The sequence below is a fragment of the Cupriavidus gilardii genome (genome assembly GCF_013347325.1).
GTDB lineage: Bacteria > Pseudomonadota > Gammaproteobacteria > Burkholderiales > Burkholderiaceae > Cupriavidus > Cupriavidus gilardii.
Map to the genome: position 1 here is coordinate 1,493,906 of NZ_CP054624.1, position 16,775 is coordinate 1,510,680.

The window sequence follows — 16,775 nt, forward strand, 5'->3', positions numbered from 1 at the left end:
GTAAAACAAGATGTCAATATTACCCGGGCTAAATTGCCCAACACGGTCACCGCCCCTGCTGCCCGCTCACTCCACCGAAATTCCCCGCTGCTTGATCACCGCCGCCCAACGCGCCGTCTCTTTCTGGATCGTCTCGGCCAGCTGCCGCGGCGTGCCGCCGCCGACGTCCATGCCGAGCGTTGCCAGCTTGCTCTTCAGGCCGGGATCGGCCAGCACTTCGCCGGTCTGGCGGCTCAATTGTTCGATCACCTCGCGCGGCGTGCCGGCCGGGGCCATCAGCGCATACCAGGACACCGCCTCGAACTGCGGAAAGCCCTGTTCGGCGATGGTCGGCACATCGGGCAGCACCGCCGAGCGCTTGCCGCTGGCCACGCCCAGTGCGCGCAGGCGGCCGGCCTGGATATACGGCAGCGCCGCCGACATCTGCGCGAACATCATCGTGACCTGGCCGCCGACGAGGTCCGTCATCGCCGGGCTGACGCCCTTGTAGGGCACGTGGATCAGCTTGACGTTGGCGTCGAGCTGCAGCAGTTCACCGGCCAGATGCGCCTGGCTGCCCGCGCCCGGCGAGGCAAAGGTCAGCTTGCCGGGCTGCTGGCGTGCGAGCTTCAGCAGGTCGGCAAGCGACTTCGCCGGGACGCCGGGGTGAACCACCAGCACGTTTTCGGCCGTGGCCAGCATCGCGACCGGCACCAGGTCGGCCGCCTTGTACGGCAGGTTCGGCATCAGCGACGGATTGACGGCGATATTGCCGACCGGCACCACGGCCAGCGTATAGCCATCGGGCGCGGCCTTGGCGACCTGATCGACGCCGATCGTGCCGGCCGCGCCGGCCTTGTTCTCGACGACGACCGGTTGGCTCCAGCGTTTGGACAGCCCCTCGCCTACCGTACGTCCGAGCACGTCGGCCGGACCGCCGGCGGCAAACGGCACGACCAGCCGTATTGGCTTGGCGGGATAGGCTTGCCCGCCCCCCTGCGCCGACGCGCCAAGCGGCACGCTCGCCGCGAGCAGCGCACCGAGTATCGTGGAAAGCAAACGCATCATCGTGATTCTCCGAGAGTGGATCAGGCCAATGGATCGGATGGGTGCCGCAAGGACTCCAGCGAAGGCTCCGACAATGACGCCGGCACGGACTCCGGCAAAAACGGCAAGATACCCTGCACAACCGGTGTCGCCGCGGTCAGCGCCACCCCCGCGCGATCCGCCTCGTGCGCCCAGCGGACCAGGCGCCGATAGTCGTCCGGCACCATTGCCGCAAAGCGCGACAGCCGCAGCACGGCAAGCGCCTCGCCGCATTCCGGGTCGCGATGCGCGTGCGCCAATGCCTCGCGCAGCCGCGCCGCGATGTCTTCGCCGATGCCGGGAGAAGCGACCAGCGGCGGAATCGGCGAGGACTGCGTCACCGCCAGCGTGCGCACGGCGGCGATCCGTTCTGGCGCATGCAGCCGCAGCAAGTCGAGCACATAGCTGTCGACCACGCCGACCTCGGCGCGCCCCGCGATCACCGCGTCGATCACGTCCTGCGGTGTCGGCGTGGCGTCGTCGGTCGGCAGATACAACGCCCCGTCCACCAGGCCGAACTCCATCAGATAGCGGCGCGGCGCGTTGTAGCCCGAATTCGACTCCGGCAGCATGCACGCAAGGCGCGTGCCGAAGGTCTGCGCCAGCGAGGTGCGGGACGTATCGGCGCGCACGATGAATTCGCTGAAATAGCGCGGCAGGCCGCCATAGCGCGGCAGATCGGGCACCGGCGCAGCAAGCAGCCGGTAGCGCACCGGCGCGGTCGCAAACGGATAGCCGCACATCAGCACGCAGGCGCAATCGTCGCGGTCCCACAATGCACGGATCGGTGCCGGCGCATCATGCTCGACGTAGTCCAGCGCCACGCCGGCGCGTTGCGCCACGCGCATCAGCAGCGCCCGCCAGGCCTTGGCGGCCTGCGGCGACACCGAGTACATCCTTGCATTGGCGATCATGCGTAGACCAGCCTTTGCCCGATGCCCATGCGCTGGGCCTTCTCCATGATTGCGTGGCCGAGCGCGATATCGCTGAGCGACAGGCCGCGATGCCAGAACAGATTGGTCTCCTCGTCGCTCTGCCGCCCCGGTTTGCGTCCGGCGACGATCTCGCCGAGCTCGGCATGCAGCGTCTGCTCCGACAGCTTGCCGGCCTCGACATGCGCGCGCAGCGAGCCGAACATGCCTCCCTTGCACTGGCTCCAGTCGTCGACCACCAGCTTGTCCATGATGTCGGTCAGCGACAGCTCGACCGCGCTCATCGTGCCGTAGGGCACGACGAACGCGCCGCGCGAGATCCATTCGGTCTTCAACAGCGGCGTCGGCCGCTCCAGCCGCGAGGCTTCGACGACGATATCGGCGCCGCGCACGCACGACTCCCAGTCCTCGGTCACGACGATCGGCTTGCCGAGATCGCGCTCGAGCCTCGCCGCAAATGCATTGCGGCTTTCGGGGCGGCGCGAATGCACGCGGATCTCGTCGAAATCGAACAGGCTGTCGAGCAGCCTGATATTCCAGTACGAGGTACCGCGCGCACCGATATGGCCGAGCACCTTGCTGTTGCGCCGCGCCAGATGGCGCGCGCCGAGCGCGGTCAGCGCCCCGGTGCGAGCGTCCGTAATGAAGGTCGCGTCGATCACGGCGACCGGCATGCCGGTGCGCGGGTCGAACAGATTCAGCAGCGCCATTTCCGATGGCAGGCCCTGCTTGTAGTTGTCGACGAAGTCGCCGACGATCTTGACCCCCGCCAGCCCGAGCGGCGCGACATAACCGCGCAGCACATTGAAGTGCCCATTGAAGGCGGGGTCCGGAATCAGATGCATGCGCGGCTCGATCACGGTCTGCCCATTGCCCTGCGCCACCAGCCCCTGCTCGACCGCGGCAAGGATCTCCGCGTCGGTCATCTCCAGCCGGGCGATGTCCTTGCCGTTGAGGTAGGTCAGATGGATGTCGCTCATACCGTCTCCTGATGTCGTGGAATCGTGGAATCGTCGAAATCAGTGTAGGGAGCGCGGCCATGACTGTCATATGCTTATATATCGGTGACGCTTAACATCTTGTTATGCCATGAAAATCAATCTGCGCCAGATCGAAGTGTTCCGCGCCGTGATGCTGACGGGCTCGATCAGCGCCGCCGCCAAGCTGCTGTATGTTTCGCAGCCGGCGATCAGCCGCCTGCTGTCGCATACCGAGCAGCGCCTGGGCTTCGCGCTGTTTCGGCGCACCAAGGGGCGGCTGTATCCGACGCCGGAAGCGCGCCGCATGCTGGCCGAGGTCAACGCGGTCTATGACGGCATCGAGCGCGTCAACGAGATCGCCGAGGATCTGGCGGCAAACCGCACCGGCAGCCTGCGCGTGTCGTGCAGCCCCAATCTGGGGCAGACGGTGCTGCCCCGTGCGATTGCGCGCTTCCGTCTGGCGCATCCCGAAGTCCGCATCGTGGTGCGCACGCAGATTCCCACCAACATGCTGCGCACGCTGCTGTCGGGGCAGGCCGAGCTCGGCGTATCGACGATGCCGCTGACGCATCCGAACCTGGAGGCGCGCGTGCTGGCGCGCAATCCGATCGTCGCGCTGGTGCCCGAGGGCCATCGTCTCGCCGGGCGCAGCGCGGTACGGCCTGCCGACCTGGCCGGCGAGGCGCTGATCGGCTACGGCGACGATGTGCCGTTCGGGCTGCTGATCCGCGAGATGTTCGGCGGCGAGGCTGACCAACCCGACTTCAGCGTGCAGGTGGAACAGGCGCACGTCGCGCGTGCCCTGGCGCAGGCGGGGGCGGGCATCGCGCTGGTCGACGCGATGACGGTGTTCGGCCAGAGCTGGCCCGATATCGTCGCGGTGCCGGTCAGGACGCGCGTCACCGCGTCGGCGCAGATCTTCCATGTCGAGACCGAACCGCTGTCGCGGCTGGCGCTCGACTTCGTCGATACGCTGGTGGCGATGATGAAGCGGTAAACGCGCGGCGGGGCGGGGGCGGGGGCGCTGCGCTGCCATGCCTTCCGCTAATGCACGATGCCGCCCTTGACGAAGCGCACTGGCTCCGCATCCATTCGCAACAGCAGCGCGGTCAGCCCATCGGGGGCCGGCTTTTCGGCTGTCGCGCTGGCCGCCGGCCTGGACGCCTGGCCCGACTCGCACAGCAGATCGGCATCGGACCAGCCCTTCTGCTGCGGCGTGCCGCGTGCACGCAGCCAGCCACCGCGATCGGCAAGCAGCTCGGCGCCGGCAAGGCGCTCCGGCGCGACACCGGCGAGCCGCGCGACGGTATCCCAGGCCTGCGGCGACACCGCCCCGCAATCGCTGCGGAACTGCGGCACCGAAGCGGGCGGCCTGCCGTCGGGCGTCACCAGCAGCGTCAGGAAGCGCGGATCCTCGAGCGGAATGCGATCGGGCGAACCGTCGAAGGCCACCAGCCGCAGCCGCTGGCCGTCGCGCCACTGCGCCAATCGGCGCGGCGTGTCGGCGCCGCAGCGTATCGCCATATCGGGAACCGGCAAGGCCATCGGCCAGCTGCCTGCCGACTTGGCGCCCTCGCCCGCGGCCAGCGCCTTGGCGTAGTCGAGCACGGCCCAGATCTCCTCGTCGGCCAATACGCCGGCGAATGCGGGCATCGCCAGGCCGCCATTGCCATCGCGCATGCCATCGGCGATATGCCAGAACAGCTCGCCATCGGCACGCCGCGCGAGCAAGGGACTGACCAGCGTCGGCGGCCAGCGCGGCAACGTTGCCGCCAGCGGACCTTCGCCGCGGCCGTCGTCGCCGTGGCAGGCCGCGCAATGCTGGCCATAGATGCGGGCGCCGAGGGAGATCGCCTCCACCGAAAATCCTGTTGGACTGGCATGAAAGCTGGTCGGCGCCGCCGGCACGAACAGCAGCGCCGGCGCTGGCCAGGGCGCCAGCAGCAGGCCGGCGGCCGCCATCGCCAGCAGCACCGCACGGCGGCGCCGCCATGCCAGCGCCAGCAGCATCGCCACCAGCGACAGCGCGACGGCGATCCCCGTCCACGCGAGCTGCCTCGCCACGCCGAGATCGATCAGCAAGGTTTCGCCGGCAATCCGATGGCTCCAGGGCCAGGCCGGCTGCCCGTGCACGTCGCCAGTCAGGCCCAGCCAGTGCCATAGCCCCAGCATGCCGAGCTGCGCGTGCTCGACGATGGCCAACAGCGTATCGAGCCAGGCCGGCAACACCACGCCATTCATCGCACCGCTCGCGCCATGGCTTGTCGGAACACGGGCCCCAGCACGCCGGCGATCACCAGCTGGCGTCCAGGCCCAGATGCCGCAGCGCCTCGTGCCGCATCTCGGTCAGCCTGGGATCGCCGCGATGGCGCGGGTACGGCAGATCGACATCGATCTCCGCGCGGATGCGCGCCGGCCGATCGCTGAAGACGATCACGCGCTGGGCCAGGAACAGCGCCTCCTCGACATCGTGCGTGACCAGCAGGGCCGAGAAGCCGGCACGCTGCCACAGCGCGACCAGCTCGCTCTGCATCGCCAGCCGCGTCAGCGAATCGAGCTTGCCGAGCGGCTCGTCCAGGACCAGCAGGCGCGGATCGTTGACCAGCGCGCGCGCCAGCGCCACGCGCTGCGCCATGCCGCCGGACAGCTGATGCGGAAACGCGCGCGCGAAGTCCTTCAGGCCGACCCGTTCGAGCGCGGCGTCGACGCGATGGTGTTCGCGGCCCAGCAGGCCGCGTGCCTGCAGACCGAGCGCCACGTTGTCCCAGACGCGCCGCCATGGAAACAGCGTCGGGTCCTGGAATACGACGATGCGCGACGGGTCCGGCTCGGCGATCGTCGCGCCGTCCTGCAGGATCCGCCCTTCCACCGGCGCGTCGAGGCCGGCGACCAGCCGCAGCAAGGTCGACTTGCCGCAGCCGCTGGGCCCCAGCAGCGCAACGAACTCTCCCGGCTCGACGTTCAGGTTCACGCGGTCCAGCACCTGCAGCCGCGTCTCGCCTTCCCCGAACCAATGGCTGACCTGCCGTACCTCGATGCGAGCCCCGGCGCCCTCTCCTTCGATGACCTCACCCGTCCCGTCGCTTCCTTGATGGTGCGGGCGTGCCAATCCGCGCGCCACCGTCGCCTGCGCCTCGTCCGCCATCGCCGCGCTCACCATTTGACGGTCCCCTTCTGCCACGACAGCGCGCGGTCGCGCAGCGCGAACAACAATGTGATGACCCCGGAGAACAACAGCGCCATCACGATCAGCGCCGCGTACATGTTCACGTACGAGGCCCAGCCCTGCGCCCAGGTCAGGTACCAGCCCAGTCCCGACTTGACGCCCATCATCTCTGCGGTGACCAGCACCGAGAACGACGCGCCCAGCCCCATGAACAGGCCGACGAACACCTGCGGCAAGGCTGCCGGAATCGCGACGCGCAACACCAGGAACCAGCCCGACGCGCCCATCGTTCGCGCCACGTCGTAATAGCGCTTGTCGACGCTGGCCACACCCGACCACGTCAGCACCGCGACCGGGAAGGCCGTCGCCAGCGCGATCAGGAATATCGCGGCCGAATAGCTCGACGGGAAGAAGTAGAAGGTCAGCGGCAGCAACGCGGTCGACGGCAAGGGGCCGAGCACGCGCAGCAGCGGATGCACCCAATAGCCGATCCGCCGCGACCACCCGATCGATACGCCGATCAGGAAGCCGACCAACGCGCCGTGCGCGACGCCGAAGCCCAGCAGCTTCAGCGTGTTCAGCGCGCTGTCGCCGAGGCGGCGCCAGTCGTCGAGATAGACCTCGATCAGCGCCTGTGGCGGCGCGAAGAACGGCGTCGGCAGTGTGGCGGTCTTGGCGGTCAGGTATTCCCATGCGCCCAGCACCAACGGCACGGCCACCAGCCATGGCCCGGCAGCGCGAAGTGCCGACCACCCGCGGCGGCCCGCCCCTACGCGTGGACCGATGACTGCCGCCAGCGCGAGCGCGGCCGCCACGGCGAGCGCCGCGATGCCGAGTTCGGCGGTATAGGCCCAGTCGCTGAATCCAGCGACCCGGTTGGGCCAGCGCCAGGTCAACAGGCCGAAGCCGGCCCATGCCAGCGCGGCAATGTAGCCGACGGGCCATTGTGTCGGCGCGGCCGCGGGGGCCGCCGTCGCGGAAGGTCCCGAAGGCGAGGCGGAGGCGGAAGCGCGTGCGGCCCGGCGCGTCGTCGGCCCGCCATCGCGCGCCGCCTCGAACGCAGCTTGATGCGTACTCATGATTTATCCCAGGACATTGGCGTAGACGTGCTGCGCCAGGCGTTGCGGATCGGTGGTCTTCTTGATCACGCCGATCTTGCGGAAATCGTCGGCATAGAAGGCGATTTCATCGCGCAGGTCGACGCCCGTCGGATGATGGGTATAGGTCAGCGTCGCATAGAGCTTGCGCAGGTCGTCCAGCGAGATCTTCGGCGAGTATTTGGCGAACACCTTGGCGGCCTCGTTCGGGTTCTCGTGCACGAAGTCGGTCGCCTGCACGATCGCACGCGCCAGCGCGGACGCCGCGGGCCGATCGTTGCGGACCAGTTCGCCGCGTGCGCCGACCACGCAGCAGACCTTGCGCGCGTATTCGCCCGTCAGGTTGGTCGCCAGTTCGACATAGGCGCCGTTGGTGCGCTTCTCCAGCAGATAGAGATTCGGGTCGCCGTCCGCGATCGCCTGGATCTCGCCCTTGTCGACCGCCACGCCCAGCAGGTCGGCCGGATACTGGCGCCACGTCACGTCCTTGTCCGGGTCGATGCCGTTCTTGGCCAGCAGGATCGTGAAGAAGTGCTTGCCCGGCGCGGCCAGATCGCTGACGCCGACCGTCTTGCCCTTCAGCGCCTGCAGGCTGGTGACGCCCGCCGCCTTCGCGCCTACCAGCCGCACGCAGCCGCCGTGCGAGCTGCCGATGATCTTGACGTCGAAGCCGGCCTCCAGCGGCTTGAGCCAGCGATGGATCATGCCGACCGCGGCATCGGCCTTGCCGGTGGCGATCGACTCGAGCAGCTGGTCGGTGGAGCCGCTGTAGTTGATCAGATCGACCTGCAGGCCGTTCCTCTCGAAGAAGCCCTTCTCCTGCGCGACCACGATCGGCGTCAGGCAGAACGAATTCTGGTTCCACGCAAAGGTCAGCTTGCGCGGCGCGGACCAGGCGCGCCGGCCCAGCATCAGCGCCGGTGCGGCGATCGCCGCGGCACCGGCCAGGCGCAGCACGTCGCGCCGCCGGGCAGTGGGCGTTGCATCGGAGGGGGATTGGCGTTGGCTCATGGTGATGCGGCTCCCGTGGTTCTACGTGTTGTTGGTTCGAGTCTCGGCATGCGGTTGTCGGTCAGGCCGGGCAGCAAGGTTCATGCCGCCTGCCGTTGCCCTTGTTGCTGCTCGCGCTCCCGCCGCGCATCGCGTTCGGCCACCAGCGCGCGCAGACGAGGGATCAGCTCGCGGCCGTAGTCGATCGCATCGTCAAGCGGATCGAAGCCGCGGATCAGGAAGGTGGTCACGCCAAGGTCGTAGTAATCGAGCAGCGCGTGCGCGACCTGTTCGGGCGTACCGACCAGGCCCGTCGAATTGGACCGGCCGCCGGTCTCGCGCGCGATCGCGGTCCACAGCCGGGTATCGACGCGATCGCCCTGCTCGGCGGCGGCCAGCAGGCGGCGTGCGCCCTCGCTCTGCTGCGGCCCGCCGCGGCTGTAGCCCTGTTGCACGCGCAGCGCGCGGGTGCGTTCGAGAATGCGGTCGGCACGCGCCCAGGCCTTCTGCTCGGTGTCGGCCAGCACCGGCCGGAACGACACCGAGAAGCGGATCTGGCGGCCATGCTTCGCCGCCTCCGCCCGTACCCGCGCGGTCAGCTCGCGGACCTGGTCCAGCGATTCGCCCCACAGCGCATAGACGTCGGCGTGCTTGCCGGCCACCGCGATCGCCGGGGCGGAGGCACCGCCGAAGTAGATCGGCACATGCGGCCGCTGTGCCGGCTTGACCTCGGAAAAGCCGCGCTGGAAGCGGTAGAAGCGGCCCTCGTGATCGAAGGGCTCCGGTGCGGTCCAGATCCGGCGCAGGATGCCGAGGTATTCGTCGGTGCGCGCATAGCGTTCGTCGTGACCGAGGAAATCGCCATCGCGCTTCTGCTCGTCGTCCGAGCCGCCGGAGATGAAATGCACGCCGAGCCGGCCGCCGCTGAACTGGTCCAGCGTCGCGATCTGCCGCGCGGCCAGCGTCGGCGCGGTAAAGCCGGGCCGATGCGCCAGCATGAAGTGGATTCGTTCGGTCACCGCGGCCGCATACGCGATCGTCAGCGTGGCGGACGGCCCGGTGGAATGGTGCGGCACCAGGATGCGGTCGAAGCCGGCCTGCTCGTGCGCCTGCGCGAAGGCCCGCACATAGTCGCGATCCACCACGGGCCCGCTGGGCGGATGGATCTCGGATTGCTTCTGGCTCTGGATCATGCCGATGATGTCGACGCTCATGGGTTCTCCTGTGTCGCCCGCTGCGGTCACGGCGGCGGAATCTGGCGACAAACGTAAGGCAAACCCGCGCGTGGCCGAACGAATAAAAACGAAACTCCATATTCGATTTGCATCGTTCATCGAAGCGGCATCGCGGCGTTACGCTAGGCGCCGATCCGAATCCGCACAGGGAACGACCGTCATGCCTTCCTCCACCTTGCTTCGATTGCCTGCCAGCGAGCCGCATCTGGACCGTATGCTGGACCGCATGCGCAACGACACGCTCGACATCACGCTCGACGCCTTGCGCACGGCATTCGCGGCGACCGCCGCGCGGCACGATGCCGACGGCAGCTTTGCGCACGAGAACTTCGCGCTGCTGCATCGCCATGGCCTGATCGCGCAGGTCGTGCCGCAAGCCCATGGCGGAGCCGGCGCGAACCTCGCGCGGGCGCGCCGCATCGTCGCGGCTGTCGCAGCCGGCGATGCCGCCACCGCGCTGGTGCTGACGATGACCTATCTGCAGCACCGCGCAATCGCCCGCGACGACAGGCATTGGCCGCCGCCGGCCGCGCAGCAGGTGTTCGGCAGCGCCGTGTCCGAGGGCGCGCTGATCAACGCCCTGCGCGTCGAGCCGGAACTGGGCTCGCCTTCGCGCGGCGGACTGCCGGGCACCGTGGCAACGCGCATGGCGGACGGCTGGCGCCTGCAGGGGCGCAAGCTCTATTGCACCGGCATCCCGGCGCTGCGCTGGCTCGCGGTATGGGCGCGCACCGACGAGCCGCAGCCGCGCGTCGGCGTGTTTCTGGTGCCGGGCCCCGTCGATCCGGCACGCGGCATTCGCGTGATCGAGAACTGGAATCACCTGGGGCTGCGCGCTTCGGGCAGCCACGAGACGGTGCTGGACGATGTGTGGATTCCGCCGGAATACGCGGTCGATCTCCGCCTGCCCGAACAATGGACGCCGGCGGGGGCCAGTCAGGCCGATAACGACGCCAATGCCGATCAGCAGGCCTGGATGGTGGTGCTGCTCGGCAGCCTCTACGATGCGGTGGCGCGCGCGGGCTTCGACTGGGTCCGCGATTTCGTGCGCACGCGTGCGCCGGCTAGCCTCGGCGCGCCGCTGGCGACGCTGCCGCGCGTGCAGCAGACCATCGGGGAAATCGCCGCGCTGCTGCACGCGAACCAGGCGTTGCTCGACGACGCGACCTCGCGCATCGATGCCGGCCAGCCGCCGGCACTCGCCGGCAGCGGGCTATTGAAGTTCACCGTGACGGGCAATGCGATCCGCGCGGTCGAACTCGCGCTGCAACTGGCCGGCAATCACGGACTGAGCCGCAACAACCCGCTGGAGCGCCACTACCGCGACGTGCTCTGCAGCCGCGTGCATACGCCGCAGGACGACGCGATCCTGATCGCGGCGGGCAGGCATGCGCTGGCGTGATGGCTCATGATGCCGCGCGCCCGGCGATGTACTCGCTGGCGCCGCGCCCTAGCAGTTGCAGTGCCTGCGCCGCCGGCACCGGCGGACCGAACAGATAGCCCTGCCCCTCGTCATAGCCCTCCTCGCGCACCGCGGCGAGCTGGCTCTCGGTCTCGATGCCCTCGGCCGTGGTCACGAGCTGGAACGCCGCGCCGAGGCTGGCCACCGCGTGCAGGATCGCCCGCGCTTCGTGGCCGCCATGCAGATCGGTGACGAAGGAGCGGTCGAGCTTGATCTTGTCGAAGGCAAAACTGCGCAGATAGCCCAGCGACGAGTAGCCGGTGCCGAAGTCGTCCATCGCGATGCGCACACCGACCTCGCGCAACGCCTGCAGCGTCGACAGATTGGACTGGCTCTCCTGCAGCAGCACCGATTCGGTGATCTCCAGCTGCAGCCGCGCGGGCGGAAGTCCCGCCTCGTCCAGCGCTTGCCGCACCGTATCGACCAGCGCCGGATCGCGGAACTGCAGCGGCGACAGGTTGACGGCCACCGACACCGCCGCCGGCCACGCCGCGGCCTGCCGGCTCGCCGCGCGCAACACCCAGGCGCCGATCGGCACGATCAGGCCCGTCTCCTCGGCCATCGGCACGAACTCGGCCGGCGAAATCGTGCCGCGCTCGGGATGCTGCCAGCGCAGCAGCGCTTCGAAGCAGCCGATCTGTCCCGAGCGCAGGTCGTAGACCGGCTGGTAATGCAGCAGGAGCTGTCCGTCGGCCAGCGCCTGGTGCAGGTCGCGCTTGATCGCGACGCGGGCGCGCAGCTGCGCGTCCATGTCGGCGTGGAAGGCGAGCACGCTGGAGGGGCCCTCGCGCTTGGCGTGGTCCAGCGCGATATCGGCGGCGCGCAGCAGATCGTCGGGCTGCTCCCCGTGCTCGGGCGCGACGGCGATGCCGACGCTCGCCCCCAGCGTCAACGTATGCCCATCGATGGTGAACGGCTCGGACAGGCACGACTGGATGCGGCGCGCCGGCGCGGCCGCCTCCCCGCCATCGGCGACCGGCGTCTGCACCACGACGAACTCGTCGCTGCCCAGCCGCGCGACGGTATCGGCCTCGGTCAGGCAGCCGCGCAAGCGGTCCGCGACCTGGCGCAGCACGGCGTCGCCGACCGCATGGCCGAAGGTATCGTTGACGCCCTTGAAGCCGGTCAGGTCGAGGCAATGCAATGCCGCACGGCTGCGCTCGCGCAGCAGTCGTTCCAGATGCTCGCGCAGGGCGACCCGGTTCGGCGTACCGGTCAGCGCGTCGTGCCGGCTCAGGTAGGCCAGGTGCTGTTGCGCGGCCAGGCGTTCCTGTTCGGCGCGGCGGCGTTCGGTGATGTTGCGGAAGAAGATCGACAGGCCGTCGGCCGTCGGATAGGCGTGCACCTCGAGCCAGATCGCCAGTGGCGGCAGGTATTCCTCGAAGGCGACCGGCACCTGTTCGTCCAGTGCGCGCCGGTAGTGCCGCGCGAACACGCCGTCTGCCTCCTCTGGAAACATGTCCCACAGGCTGCGGCCGATCGCGGGGGTGCGTTCCTGCAACGCCCGGGCGGCATTGCCGTTGAAGTAGGTCAGGCGCCAGGCGCGGTCGATCACGATCACGCTGTCCATGGTGCTCTCCAGCACCGCGGACAGCCGTTGCGCCAGCTGCTGCGCCTCGCGCTGCGCGCGGTCGGCCGCGTCGCGCGCCTCGCGCGCCTCAGTCGCGTCCAGCGAGATCGCCAACAGCCGTGCCGGGCGGCCCTGCTCGCCCGGGATCGAGGCCGTCACGGTATCGAGCCATTGCACGGCGCCACTGCGCAGATGGCGGCGGATCGTGAAGCGCCCGATGCCGCCCGTGCGGGCCGCGTCCAGGGCTGCGCTGGCGTCCGCGCGGCAGCTCTCGGGAACCAGGTCGACCCATCGTTCGCCCAGCACCGGCTCGTTCTCGTCAAGCTCGAGCACGCGATACGCGGTCGCATTGGCGTACAGCACGCGTCCGTCCAGATCGAGCACGCGAATGCAGTTGGGACTGTTCTCGAGGATGCTGCGGCTGAATCGCTCGCTCTCGCGAAGCGCCGCTTCGGCACGCTTGTGGTCGTCGATGTCTTCCAGCGTGCCGTACCAGCGCACCACCTTGCCGTCGCCGTCGCGCCGCGCGGCGGCGCGCGAGCGGAACCAGCGGTATTGGCCGTCCTGCATCCGCAGCCGGAACTCGTGGTCGAACGGCTGCCCCGTATCGACGCTGTCCCGCCAGCGCCGCAAGGTGTCGGGCAGGTCGTCCGGATGGACCTGCTCGGCCCAGCCGGTGCCCTTGCCCTGCTCGACCGATCTGCCGGTCAACTCCTCCCAGCGCGGCCCGGCTTCGGACACCAGCCCTTGCGCATCGGCGGTCCACGGCACCTGCGGGTTCAATTCGACCGAATGGCGGTAGTGCGCCTCGCTCTCGCGCAGCGCGCCCTCGGCCCGGCGGATATCGGTGATATCGATGATCGAGGCGATCACCACCGGCATCGGGGCGCCGTCCGGTCCGGCCAGCATCACGCGGCGCTTGCGCGTGGCCAGCACGCGCGTGCTGCCGTCGGCAGCGGTCAGCGTCTCCTCGACCTCGCGCTCCTCGCCGGTGTCGAACACCTCGTCGTCGACCGCCCAATAGCCGTCGGCCTGTTCCCTGGGCAGGAAATCGTGATCGGTGCGGCCAAGCAGCGCCGCGCGGCTGTGGCCCATCAGTTCGCACATCTGGTCGTTCAGCAGCAGCCAGCGATGGGCGCCATCCTTGACCAGCACCGGATGCGGCAGCGCATTGAGCAGGGCCTCTAGCGCGGCCGCGCCGCGGTCGCCATGAAACAGCGCGAGCGCTGATGGGCCATCCTCCGATGGCGCTTGTTGTCGGCCGGGCGCGTCGCGAGGAGTCATGAACGGGGCGATGGTTGCATGGCAGACAGCGGCGCGGTGCGGAGATGACCGCGTCCGTACCGTGTCCATTGGGCGGCACTGTAGCGCACATGTCAGCCGCATTGCTGTCCACCGCTGTCCGACACTCGGTGAGCGGCGATACGCGATCGTGGCGTTGGGCGATGGCTTCGCATGGGCTGGCGACCGAGCCGCGCTTCTAATGCAACTGGTTGCATACATTGAGGCGCACTGCTATTCTCAATGCAACCAGTTGCATAGCCAAGCGTGCCGCGGCATCGGTCAATCCCCTCGGCACGCTTTGCGCCTTCCCTGCCCTTGACCCGAAGAGGAGAGCCCGATGGGAATCGACGACCAGCCGTTGCCCTTGCCCGATGCCGCCCGCCGCACGCTGGCGGCCTGGCATCGGCTGCTGGAGCGCAATGCGATGGAGGAACTGGACCCGCTGCTGTCGGACGGCATCGTGTTCCGCTCGCCGGTCGCGCATACGCCCTACCCCGGCCGCGACGCGATCAAGCTGGTGCTGAAGACCGTCAATACGGTATTCCAGAACTTCCGCTATCACCGCACCTTCGCCAGCAGCGACGGCAGCAGCGTCGTGCTGGAATTCAGCGCCGAGGTCGACGGCAAGGCGCTCAAGGGCATCGACATGCTGCGCTTCGACGAGGAAGGCCGGATCGTCGAGTTCGAAGTGATGGTGCGCCCGATGAGCGGGCTGCAGGCCCTGGGCGCGGCGATGGGGGAGCGGCTCGGCGCCGCCCGGGAAACGCTGACGGGCAAGGCGCCGCGGCACTGAGCGCGCGGCGCCCTGGGGATGGCCCGGCGATGGGTCGAGGGGCGACGAGGGAGCGGCGATGGGTCGTGCTTGCCGCTCAGTCGGCGAAGGCGCCTGCCTTGCGCAACATCGGCTGCCACTTGTCGCTTTCGGCCTTGAGCCAGGTCTTCAGGCCTTCGGGCGTCTGCTTGGCCGGCGGCACGATCTCGGCGCCCAGTTCGTCCAGCCGCTTGACCACCGCCGGGTCCTTCAGCGCGGCCTGCAGCGCGGCGGTCAGGCGCGCGACCACCGGCGCCGGCGTGCCCTTGGGCGCGTACACGCCGTGCCACACCTTCATCTCGAAGCCCTTGAGGCCGCCTTCCTGCAAGGTCGGCGCATTGGGCAACGCGCGGATCCGCTGCGGCGTGGTGACGCCGTACAGCTTGACCTTGTTGGCGGCGATCTGCGGCAGCGTGGCGGTGGTCTGGTCGCACAGCACATCGACCTGGCCGCCCAGCAGCGCCGTCATGGCGGGCGCCGTGCCCTGGAACGGGATCACGTTCAGCTTGACGTTGGTGGCCTGCTCGAACAGCAGCCCGCACAGCTGCGAGACCGCGCCCAGCCCCGCGTTGGCAAGATTGATCTTCGACTCGTTCTGCTGCACGTAGCGCACCAGTTCGGCGGTGCTGTTGGGCGGCAGGTCCTTCTTGCCTAGCAGCGTCATCGGCACGTCGGCGACCTGGCCGATGTATTCGAAGTCCTTCAGCGGGTCATACGACAGCTTGCGGTACAGCGCCGGCGCGGTGGCCATGCCGTTGTGGTGGATCAACAGCGTATAGCCGTCGGCCTCGGCGCGGGCCACATAGGCCGGCGCGATGGTGCCGCCCGCGCCGGTACGGTTCTCGACCACCACGCTCTGGCCGAGGTGCTTCGACATGGCCTGGCCGAGGCTGCGCGCGACCACGTCGGTGGGACCGCCGGCGGAGAACGGCACCACCAGCGCGATGGGCTTGTGCGGGAAGGCATCGGCCGCCTGCACGGCGGCCGCGGCGAGCAGGCCGAGCGCCGCGACGGTCAGGCGCAGCGAAGCGAGCGGTCGAAGGGAACGGGTGGACGCAATACGAACAGCCATGGCGATGTCTCCGGATGTAATGCCCTGCGTACCCAGGGCTCGAAATCGCCGTAGTGTCGGCCAACCGGCCGCTTCGGCGCCATCTGCCATTGCTTAAGCCATCGTACGGGTCAGCGGAAGCCGGGTTTATGCGGATCGTTGTTGCGGCCCGCCGGTGGACGCTGACAGGGACGGTTCAGCCGCCGGCGCGCCTCACTCCCCGGCGGCCATCCGCTCGAGATGCGCCACCAGCATGCGCGCGGCCGGCGACAGGCTCTGCTCGTCGCGGAAACAGATGGCGAAGCGCCGATGCGCCCAGCCATCGGTCAGCGGCACGACCCGCACGTCGAGACTCGCGGCGACCGGTTCGACCACCTCGCGCGGCATGATCGCCAGGCCCAGGCCGGCGCGCACGCAGCGCAGCGACGCGTCGAAGGTCGACACCACCGCGCGATAGGTCACGGGCCGGCCGACGATGGCCGCATGGCGCGCCAGCATGGTGTGTACCGCGGTCTGCGCCGGCAGGCCGATATGGTCGAAGTCCAGCGTATCGGAGAACGCGCACGCGTTTGCCTCGGCGAGCGGATGCGAGGCAGGCACCACCGCGGCCAGATGGTCGGCGCGATAGGGGCGCGTGGCGAGCCCTTCCAGATCGGCGGCGTCCCAGCAGATGCCTAGCGGCGCGGAGCCCTCGCGCACCGCGCGCACCACCTCTCGGCTCACTTCCTCCTCGACCGACACGCGGATATCGCGATGCTCGGGCTGCTGCAGGAAGCCGGCAATGTCGTCGGGCAGCGATTCCGCCATCGACGACACCGTGGCGAGCAGCCTGACCTGCCCCTTGATGCCCGAGCCATAGTCGGCCATGTCGCGTGCGACCCGGTCGGCCGCGGCCAGCATCGCCCGCGCATGCTCGAGCAGAATCTCGCCGGCCGGGGTCGGAATCACGCCGCGCCGGCGCCGTTCCAGCAACTGCGCGCCGACCGTATCCTCCAGCTGCGCCAGCCGCTTGCTGATCGCCGACGCGACGATATGCTGCTGCTCCCCGGCCCGCGCCATGTTGCGCGTCTCGCAGACCGCGACAAACAGGCGCAGGCTGGTCAAATCCAGGTCCCGCATCGTGGGCTTGCTC

At 69.1% G+C, this 16,775-nt stretch carries 14 protein-coding genes; 3 read left to right on the forward strand and 11 right to left on the reverse strand.

Annotated features, from left to right (window positions below; translation table 11 throughout):
• Nucleotides 1–66: 66 nt before the first annotated feature.
• The 3 genes from FOB47_RS06820 to FOB47_RS06830 are packed head-to-tail and all read right to left on the reverse strand — an operon-like array spanning nt 67 to nt 2,977.
• Entirely contained in the window at nt 67–1,044 is a 978-nt protein-coding gene (locus FOB47_RS06820; protein ID WP_174780927.1) for a Bug family tripartite tricarboxylate transporter substrate binding protein, read from the reverse strand.
• A gap of 23 nt (nt 1,045–1,067) precedes the next feature.
• Nucleotides 1,068–1,979: a phosphate/phosphite/phosphonate ABC transporter substrate-binding protein gene (locus FOB47_RS06825; protein WP_174780385.1), complete on the reverse strand. Its 912-nt coding sequence runs from the start codon at nt 1,977–1,979 to the stop codon at nt 1,068–1,070.
• Nucleotides 1,976–2,977 (reverse strand): ornithine cyclodeaminase family protein, encoded by a 1,002-nt coding sequence (locus FOB47_RS06830; protein WP_053823744.1) that lies wholly within the window; start codon nt 2,975–2,977, stop codon nt 1,976–1,978. Before FOB47_RS06830 ends, FOB47_RS06825 begins: the two co-directional genes overlap by 4 nt.
• A 109-nt stretch (nt 2,978–3,086) precedes the next feature.
• Here FOB47_RS06830 and FOB47_RS06835 point away from each other — a divergent pair, with 109 nt between their 5' ends.
• The gene (locus FOB47_RS06835) at nt 3,087–3,974 is read left to right on the forward strand and encodes a LysR family transcriptional regulator (protein WP_174780386.1); all 888 of its coding nucleotides are present in this window, start codon (nt 3,087–3,089) and stop codon (nt 3,972–3,974) included.
• Nucleotides 3,975–4,021: 47 nt separating this feature from the next.
• On the opposite strand, the gene FOB47_RS06840 is transcribed toward FOB47_RS06835, so the two are convergent.
• The 5 genes from FOB47_RS06840 to FOB47_RS06860 all read right to left on the reverse strand — a co-directional run bounded on the left by FOB47_RS06840 (nt 4,022) and on the right by FOB47_RS06860 (nt 9,444).
• Entirely contained in the window at nt 4,022–5,218 is a 1,197-nt protein-coding gene (locus FOB47_RS06840) for a c-type cytochrome (RefSeq protein WP_174780387.1), read from the reverse strand.
• A 52-nt stretch (nt 5,219–5,270) separates the two neighbouring features.
• Nucleotides 5,271–6,137 (reverse strand): ABC transporter ATP-binding protein, encoded by an 867-nt coding sequence (locus FOB47_RS06845; RefSeq protein ID WP_244959182.1) that lies wholly within the window; start codon nt 6,135–6,137, stop codon nt 5,271–5,273.
• A complete protein-coding gene (locus FOB47_RS06850) occupies nt 6,131–7,222 on the reverse strand; it encodes an ABC transporter permease (RefSeq protein ID WP_174780388.1) in 1,092 nt (363 codons plus the stop codon). The genes FOB47_RS06845 and FOB47_RS06850 overlap by 7 nt, the downstream gene beginning before the upstream one ends.
• Before the next feature lie 3 nt (nt 7,223–7,225).
• Nucleotides 7,226–8,251: an ABC transporter substrate-binding protein gene (locus FOB47_RS06855; RefSeq protein WP_174780389.1), complete on the reverse strand. Its 1,026-nt coding sequence runs from the start codon at nt 8,249–8,251 to the stop codon at nt 7,226–7,228.
• Between the two features lie 80 nt (nt 8,252–8,331).
• Entirely contained in the window at nt 8,332–9,444 is a 1,113-nt protein-coding gene (locus FOB47_RS06860) for an LLM class flavin-dependent oxidoreductase (protein ID WP_174780390.1), read from the reverse strand.
• Between the two features lie 181 nt (nt 9,445–9,625).
• On the opposite strand from FOB47_RS06860, the gene FOB47_RS06865 reads away from it, so the two are divergent.
• Nucleotides 9,626–10,867 carry an acyl-CoA dehydrogenase family protein gene (locus tag FOB47_RS06865; protein ID WP_174780391.1) on the forward strand — a complete coding sequence of 414 codons (1,242 nt, stop codon included), beginning with the start codon at nt 9,626–9,628 and terminating at the stop codon, nt 10,865–10,867.
• Nucleotides 10,868–10,871: 4 nt separating this feature from the next.
• On the opposite strand, the gene FOB47_RS06870 is transcribed toward FOB47_RS06865, so the two are convergent.
• Nucleotides 10,872–13,781 carry an EAL domain-containing protein gene (locus FOB47_RS06870; RefSeq protein ID WP_174780392.1) on the reverse strand — a complete coding sequence of 970 codons (2,910 nt, stop codon included), beginning with the start codon at nt 13,779–13,781 and terminating at the stop codon, nt 10,872–10,874.
• Between the two features lie 337 nt (nt 13,782–14,118).
• Here FOB47_RS06870 and FOB47_RS06875 point away from each other — a divergent pair, with 337 nt between their 5' ends.
• Complete coding sequence (locus tag FOB47_RS06875; protein ID WP_174780393.1) at nt 14,119–14,574, forward strand: nuclear transport factor 2 family protein; 456 nt, start codon at nt 14,119–14,121, stop codon at nt 14,572–14,574.
• Between the two features lie 76 nt (nt 14,575–14,650).
• Here the strand turns inward: FOB47_RS06875 and FOB47_RS06880 are convergent, their stop codons facing one another.
• Together FOB47_RS06880 and FOB47_RS06885 are read right to left on the reverse strand one after the other, a co-directional pair.
• The gene (locus tag FOB47_RS06880; RefSeq protein ID WP_053823736.1) at nt 14,651–15,664 is read right to left on the reverse strand and encodes a tripartite tricarboxylate transporter substrate-binding protein; all 1,014 of its coding nucleotides are present in this window, start codon (nt 15,662–15,664) and stop codon (nt 14,651–14,653) included.
• A 192-nt stretch (nt 15,665–15,856) separates the two neighbouring features.
• Nucleotides 15,857–16,762 carry a LysR family transcriptional regulator gene (locus FOB47_RS06885; RefSeq protein ID WP_174780394.1) on the reverse strand — a complete coding sequence of 302 codons (906 nt, stop codon included), beginning with the start codon at nt 16,760–16,762 and terminating at the stop codon, nt 15,857–15,859.
• Between the last annotated feature and the right edge of the window lie 13 nt (nt 16,763–16,775).